This is a genomic window from Aeromicrobium sp. PFPM2_SD2 (assembly GCF_057364525.1).
Window position 1 is genome coordinate 1 of record NZ_JBNFNZ010000127.1, and the last position, 5,941, is coordinate 5,941.

A 5,941-nucleotide genomic window follows, 5' to 3' on the forward strand; every position below is an offset into this window, starting at 1 on the left:
GACGCTGCACACCGCGTCCGCGCTGAGCGTCGACGAGCTCCGGACGGCTCCTGGCACGCCGAGTGGGCGACGCTGCGCACGCTCGCCCGCCGCACCGTCACCGCGTCCGTCCAGGCGCGCACCCTGCTGGCCGGGCTGCGCGTGGACGCCGAGGCGATGGCCGCCACCTGGCCGAGGCCGGCGATGCGCTGCTCGCCGAGCAGCGCTCGATCGCCGGGCTGCTCGACCGCGACCCCTCCCCCACCTACGCCGGCGCGACCGACCTGCTGGTCGACCGCGCCCTCGCCACCGCGACCACCTACCTCCAGGAGACCTCGTGACCGACCTGCGCCTGGCCGCCGTCCAGCTGAGCGAGCCCGGGTCCGGGCCCCTGCTGGTGCTGGGTCCGTCGCTGGGCACGTCGGTCGAGGCGCTGTGGGGTCCGGCTGCGTCGCGTCTGGCCGACTCGTTCCACCTGGTCGGCTGGGACCTGCCCGGGCACGGACGCTCCGATGCTCCCGCCGGCGCGTTCTCGGTGGCCGACCTGGCCGCCGCCGTGATGGACGTCGTCGACCGCGCCGCCGGTCCGGACACCCCGTTCGCCTACGCCGGCGTCTCGCTGGGCGGGGCCGTCGGCCTGCAGCTGCTGCTGGACGCCCCGGACCGCGTGACGTCCGCCGCCGTGCTGTGCACCGGCGCGAAGATCGGCACGCCCGAGTCGTGGACCGAGCGGGCCGAGCAGGTGCGCGCGTCCGGCACCCCGCGCATGGTCGAAGGCTCGGCCAAGCGCTGGTTCGCGCCCGGCTTCATCGAGCGCAAGCCCGAGCGCACGACCGCGCTGCTGCACTCGCTGCAGGACGCGGACGCCGAGGGCTACGCGCTGGCCTGCGAGGCGCTGGCGGCGTTCGACGTCCGCGACCGGCTCGCCGACGATCTCGGCCCCGGTGCTGGCCGTGGCCGGCTCGGCCGACGCAGCCCACCCGCCGGCGTCGCTGGCCGAGATCGCCGACGCCGTCCAGACCGGGCGGCTGGTCGTGCTCGATGACGTCGCCCACCTGGCCCCGGCCGAGAACCCCGACGCCGTCGCCGCGCTGCTGCAGGCCCACCTGCAGACCACGGACGCGGACCGTCACGCGTCCGGCATGACGGTGCGCCGCGCGGTGCTGGGCGACGCCCACGTCGACCGCGCCAACGCCGGCATCACCGACCTGACCCGCGAGTTCCAGGACATGATCACCCGCTACGCCTGGGGCGAGATCTGGACCCGCCCCGGCCTGGAGCGCCGCGACCGCTCGCTCATCACCATGACCGCGCTCGTCGCGCTCGGCCACCACGAGGAGCTGGCGATGCACGTGCGCGCCGCCCGCCGCAACGGCCTGAGCGTGGACGAGATCAAGGAGGTGCTGCTGCAGACCGCCATCTACTGCGGCGTCCCCGCGGCCAACACCGCCTTCCGCATCGCCACCCAGGCCCTCGCCGACGAGGACTAGGACCTGACGCAAGATCGACCGACCAACCGAGTTCTGCCATCGCCCCTCGGCATACGTGTGGTCACACGTCGAGGTGGCGACTCCAGAACCTGTCGTTGGCCCATGCCTCCGGCAGTCCCATCCCCGCCAGATTCATCCGAGGCCTCGGATCCACCAGCTGGTGCAGCCGCTGAGCCCAGCGACTGTGTGGCGAGATGGAATCGAGAACCGACTGAAGCGACACCAAGACTGGGTAGAGACGCTTCGTCGAGCGCTCCGGGAGGGCATCATCGGCGGTCAGCCACGAAATGTCCGACGAAGTCGGGATCATTGGATACACACCGAGGCCGACGTTCCACAAGCGCCCGTGGTGGGCGCAGATGTTGCGAACTCGGACGTACGTTCGCAACCAGGACTGCAGCACCGGCGCGGTCAGGCCGAGAGTCCCCGCGATGGCGGTCCGATCGGCGCGGATCTTAAGGTTGTCGATCGTGTTCGCGAGCTGTCCGAGGGTGAGGTGCTCGACCATGAGCCAGGACGGCGGCAGGTCGGGTGATCCGTAGGTCGTCAAGTAGTGCTCGAGCGCGGAGCGGTGCACCAACACGTCCTGACTGGCTTCAGCAGGTCCGGCAAGCTGTTTGCGGCACGCTTCTCGGACGAGTTCCAAGAGCTTCGCGTGCCTGTCTGCGCGCTGAAAGTGCGAAGGTTCCGTGTACCAATGAGGGTTTTCGTACGCAGTCGCCATGTGGTCCGTGAGCGCTGCCCGCACTGCAACTTCGACGCGCTCCAACGCATCCATAACTACAAGACGCAGTTTTCGGTCGAACACGTACAGATCCAGGATGTCGTCGAACGCGACATTGTCGCGGAGGAGGTGGGCGGGCCCGCCTTGCTGGAACGGGATCGTGTATGGCGAGAGCCTGTAGTAGCCGATGTGCCGCAGGTAACGAGTCGCCCTGTCGAGGTCCGGGATCTGCAGTCCACGGTTAATCAGCAACTGGACCAGTTCGCCCGCGCTCAGGGCTGGCTTGTCGAACTCGAGCTCACCCCGTGGCCGCGACTCTCGAGGCATACCCAGTCCTCTCGCCCAAGACAAAAGAAAATCCCCCAAGTGCGCGTCAACGAGAGGCGTGGGGGATGTAGTGCAACGAGCGTAGCACGACGCGCTTAGCCTGTCTCAGCTTCTCAAGCGGGGTGGCATCCCGCCCAGCCGCCGATGTGTATTGCTGCACCCTCAGGCGCTGTCAGTGCTCAGGGACGTCCGAGCCCTCACCACAGCACGATGCCGGTGGCCACCACGGTGCTGAGCAGGATGGAGCCGACGAGGGCCTGACTGGCCAGGTCGGTGTCGAGCTCGTGCTTCGCTGAGAACGTCACCACGACGAAGCCGACCGGGGCGGCGCCGAGCAGCACGAGCACGCCGGCGTCCACGCCGTCGAGGCCGAGGGCCAGGACGATCGCGGTCGCGACAACGAGCCCGAGCGTGACGCGGACGAGCCCGAGCGTCCGGCCGCGCCGAGCAGGCGGCGGGTCGGGCGGAACATCACGCCGGCCCCCACCGCGACGAGCATCGGGCTGGCCGACGCGGAGAAGGCGGTCAGGTCGTCCACGGCCCCGGGCAGCTCACGCCCGGCCAGGCTGAGCCCGATGCCGACGACCGTGGCGTAGAGCGGCGGGGTCCGCAGCACGGCGAGGGCCGCCGACTCCGACCCCGGCCGGGCTCGACCGGGCGGCGAGCAGGTGGACGACGGTGAGGACGAGCAGGCTGTGCACCGCGTCGAACGCGGCCAGCCGCGCCACCCCGGCGGCGCCGTACGCCGCGTCCACGAACGGCAGCGCGAAGGCGGCGTTGACCACCATGAGCGACATGACGACGACGGTCGCCTCGGAGCGGTCGCGTCCGCGTGCCGCGACGCGTCCGGCCACGTACCCGAGGCCGACCATGACGACTGCGGCCGCCGGGAACACGACGATGTCGCGGGTCAGCTCGACGTCCGTCAACGAGCGCAGGATGAGCGCCGGCATGCAGACGTAGAGGTTGAGCAGCAGCAGGAAGCGTCCGTCCGCCTCCCGCGCGACGCCGGCCTGCCGCAGCCACCAGCCGCAGAACAGCCCGGCCAGGACCGGGGCCAGCCCGCTCAGCGTCGCCAGCACGCCGAGCCGTCGCCTCCCCGGCTCACGCGGCCGGCTGCGCGGCGTCGTGCAGCGCGCGGATCGCCAGCTCGTAGCCGAGCGGACCGAGCCCGACGACCACGCCGCGCGCGACCCCCGACAGGTACGAGTGGTGGCGGAACTCCTCGCGCGCGTGGACGTTCGTCAGGTGCACCTCGATCATCGGCACCTCCGCGCCAACCACCGCGTCGCGCAGCGCGACGGACGTGTGGGTGTACGCGCCGGCGTTGAGCACGACACCCACGCTGCGTCCGGCCGCGACCTCGGCCCCGCACTCGTGCAGCCAGGTGACGACCTCACCCTCGGAGTTGCTCTGCCGGAAGTCCAGCTCGAGCCCGAGCCCGCCGGCGAAGCCGCGGCAGCGCTGCTCGACGTTGGCCAGCGTGGCGTGGCCGTAGACGGCCGGCTCGCGCCGGCCCAGCAGGTTGAGGTTGGGTCCGTTGAGGACGTGGACGACGGTCATGGTGCTCCTGTCGTGGTCAGACGGACGAGCCGTCGACGACCAGCTGGTCGAAGTGGGCGTGCATGGACGCGGGGTCGGGATCGAGGCCGGTGATGAGCCGGACGCTCTCGACCGCCTGGCCGACGGCCATCGCGCCGCCGTCCAGCGTCGCGAGGCCGCGGGCCCGGGCCCGGCGGAGCAGCTCGGTCTCCAGCGGGCGGTAGACCACCTCGGCGACCCACGCGTCCGGTCCGAGCCGGTCGACGTCGAAGGCGACGCCGGGGTGCTCGCGCATGCCGGTCGGCGTCACGTGCACGACGCCCTCGACCTGCGGCAGCCACGCCTCGAGGTCTCCCCCGGACGAGACGAACGGGCCGGACGTGCCGCCGAACCGCTCGACGAGCCGGGCGGTGGCGTCCTCGCTGCGGTCGTGGACGACGACCCGCTTGAACCCGAGGTCGGCCAGCGTGCACGCGGTCGCCAGCCCGGCCCCGCCGGCGCCGACCTGCAGCACCGTGCCGTGCGACCGGTCGCCGAGGAACTGCTCGAGCCCGGCCCGGAAGCCGGAGTAGTCGGTGTTGTGCGCGACCCGGCGACCGGGGCGCAGCAGCACGAGGTTCGCCGCGCCGATGCGCTGCACCGCGTCGCTGGTCTCGTCCACGTGCCGCAGCACGTCCTGCTTGAAGGGGTGCGTGACGTTGACGGCCGCGAAGCCGTCCGCCTCCAGCCGGTCCAGCTCGGCGCCGAGGTCGACGTCGGGCTGGTCGATGAGGTCGACGATGGCGTACGTGTAGTCGAGCCCGAGCCGCGCGGCCTCGCGCTCGTGCATCGGCGGGGTCAGCGACGGGCCGATGCCGTGGCCGAGCAGCCCGACGCGGAACGCGTCCGCCGACGCGCTCATGCGCGGGCCCCGACCGGGGTCAGCGGGCGGTGTGCGTTATCGATCATCAGATGCTCCAGTTCTTCCGACGGGTGGCGCGGCACAGCGGTCGCGGGACGCTCCGTCTGCTCATGTGGTTCGTGCGTCCGTGACGCGGTGCTCTCGCCCTCAGGCGGCGAGGGCACCGGTGAGACTGCGCTGTTCGGCAGGCGCGCGAGGGACGGCGCGTCACAGGATCGCCTTGGGGTCGAGCGGGGAGCCGAGGCCACCGGTGATCTGCAGCGGGCTCGCGGTGAACAGGAACTCCCAGCGTCCGGCCGCGGCGCAGCGCTCGGACAACCGCTCGAGGTCGAACATCTCGCCCAGGGGCATGCCCATGTCGCGGACGAGCACGCAGTGCACCGGCATGTTCTCGTCGCCCGCGCGGGCGACCTCGATCCCCCAGTTGTCGCTCGCCACGAAGGCGGTGCGGTGGGTCGCCAGCCACTCGGTCATCGGCAGGTCGATGCCTGGCTCGGCCGCCATGAACGCCGAGCGCCCCTCGCGGCGCAGCGTCGTGATCCAGCCGGTCCTGATCAGGAGCACGTCGCCGGACCGCGGCTCCAGGCCGGCCCGCTCCAGGCACGCCTCGACGTCCTCGACCGTCACCACGTGCTCGGCCGGGAGCCGGTCGACGCCGTGCAGACGCGCGACGTCGACCAGCACCCCACGACCGGTGATCCCGTCCCGGAGCTGCTCGACGCCCAGGCGGGAGGCACCGTCGGCGGTCACCGACTCCACCGGCACGCCGTCGAACAGGAAGCCGTCGTACCCGACGTGCGCGAGGCCGTCGACCTGGGTGGCCGCCTGCGGCGGCAGCTCGACCAGGTCGTCCATCCACTGGAAGCCGCCGCGCTCGGGCGGCACGTCAGGCCCGCGTGTGACGACGTGCCGGGGGTTGGGCCGCACGCCGTGCGGGCGTGCGGCCCCCGTCGGCGTCCAGCGGCAGCCCGAGCGAGC

The 5,941-nt window shown here is 72.0% G+C and carries 9 protein-coding genes; 3 read left to right on the top strand and 6 right to left on the bottom strand.

Annotated features, from left to right (window positions below; genetic code table 11):
* Positions 1-62 precede the first annotated feature (62 nt).
* Genes AC2W7G_RS07885 through pcaC form a run of 3 tightly spaced genes read left to right on the top strand, consistent with a single transcriptional unit; the run spans position 63 to position 1,469 of the window.
* Positions 63-320: a hypothetical protein gene (locus AC2W7G_RS07885; RefSeq protein ID WP_485867943.1), complete on the top strand. Its 258-nt coding sequence runs from the start codon at positions 63-65 to the stop codon at positions 318-320.
* The gene (locus AC2W7G_RS07890) at positions 317-1,024 is read left to right on the top strand and encodes an alpha/beta fold hydrolase (RefSeq protein WP_485867944.1); all 708 of its coding nucleotides are present in this window, start codon (positions 317-319) and stop codon (positions 1,022-1,024) included. The genes AC2W7G_RS07885 and AC2W7G_RS07890 overlap by 4 nt, the downstream gene beginning before the upstream one ends.
* On the top strand, positions 1,014-1,469 hold the full coding sequence (gene pcaC / locus AC2W7G_RS07895) for a 4-carboxymuconolactone decarboxylase (protein WP_485867945.1): 456 nt from the start codon (positions 1,014-1,016) through the stop codon (positions 1,467-1,469). The genes AC2W7G_RS07890 and pcaC overlap by 11 nt, the downstream gene beginning before the upstream one ends.
* A 61-nt stretch (positions 1,470-1,530) precedes the next feature.
* On the opposite strand, the gene AC2W7G_RS07900 is transcribed toward pcaC, so the two are convergent.
* The 6 genes from AC2W7G_RS07900 to AC2W7G_RS07925 form a co-directional block, all read right to left on the bottom strand.
* Positions 1,531-2,520, bottom strand: a complete 990-nt coding sequence (locus AC2W7G_RS07900; protein ID WP_485867946.1) for an Abi family protein — start codon at positions 2,518-2,520, stop codon at positions 1,531-1,533.
* A 197-nt stretch (positions 2,521-2,717) separates the two neighbouring features.
* Positions 2,718-2,879, bottom strand: coding sequence for a hypothetical protein (locus tag AC2W7G_RS07905; RefSeq protein WP_485867947.1), 162 nt, complete (start codon positions 2,877-2,879; stop codon positions 2,718-2,720).
* A 192-nt stretch (positions 2,880-3,071) separates the two neighbouring features.
* On the bottom strand, positions 3,072-3,602 hold the full coding sequence (locus AC2W7G_RS07910; RefSeq protein ID WP_485867948.1) for an AEC family transporter: 531 nt from the start codon (positions 3,600-3,602) through the stop codon (positions 3,072-3,074).
* Positions 3,603-3,624: 22 nt separating this feature from the next.
* Positions 3,625-4,083: a type II 3-dehydroquinate dehydratase gene (gene aroQ / locus AC2W7G_RS07915; RefSeq protein ID WP_485867949.1), complete on the bottom strand. Its 459-nt coding sequence runs from the start codon at positions 4,081-4,083 to the stop codon at positions 3,625-3,627.
* Positions 4,084-4,099: 16 nt separating this feature from the next.
* Positions 4,100-4,963, bottom strand: a complete 864-nt coding sequence (locus AC2W7G_RS07920; protein WP_485867950.1) for a shikimate dehydrogenase — start codon at positions 4,961-4,963, stop codon at positions 4,100-4,102.
* Between the two features lie 207 nt (positions 4,964-5,170).
* Positions 5,171-5,941: cyclase family protein (locus AC2W7G_RS07925; RefSeq protein WP_485867951.1), on the bottom strand; the 771-nt coding region annotated here is incomplete at its 5' end.

What these genes read in the sequence shown, in the direction of transcription:
- AC2W7G_RS07900 (WP_485867946.1), bottom strand. Translation starts at nt 2,520, where the DNA reads ATGCCTCGAGAGTCGCGGCCACGGGGTGAGCTCGAGTTCGACAAGCCA.
- aroQ (WP_485867949.1), bottom strand. Translation starts at nt 4,083, where the DNA reads ATGACCGTCGTCCACGTCCTCAACGGACCCAACCTCAACCTGCTGGGC.
- AC2W7G_RS07920 (WP_485867950.1), bottom strand. Translation starts at nt 4,963, where the DNA reads ATGAGCGCGTCGGCGGACGCGTTCCGCGTCGGGCTGCTCGGCCACGGC.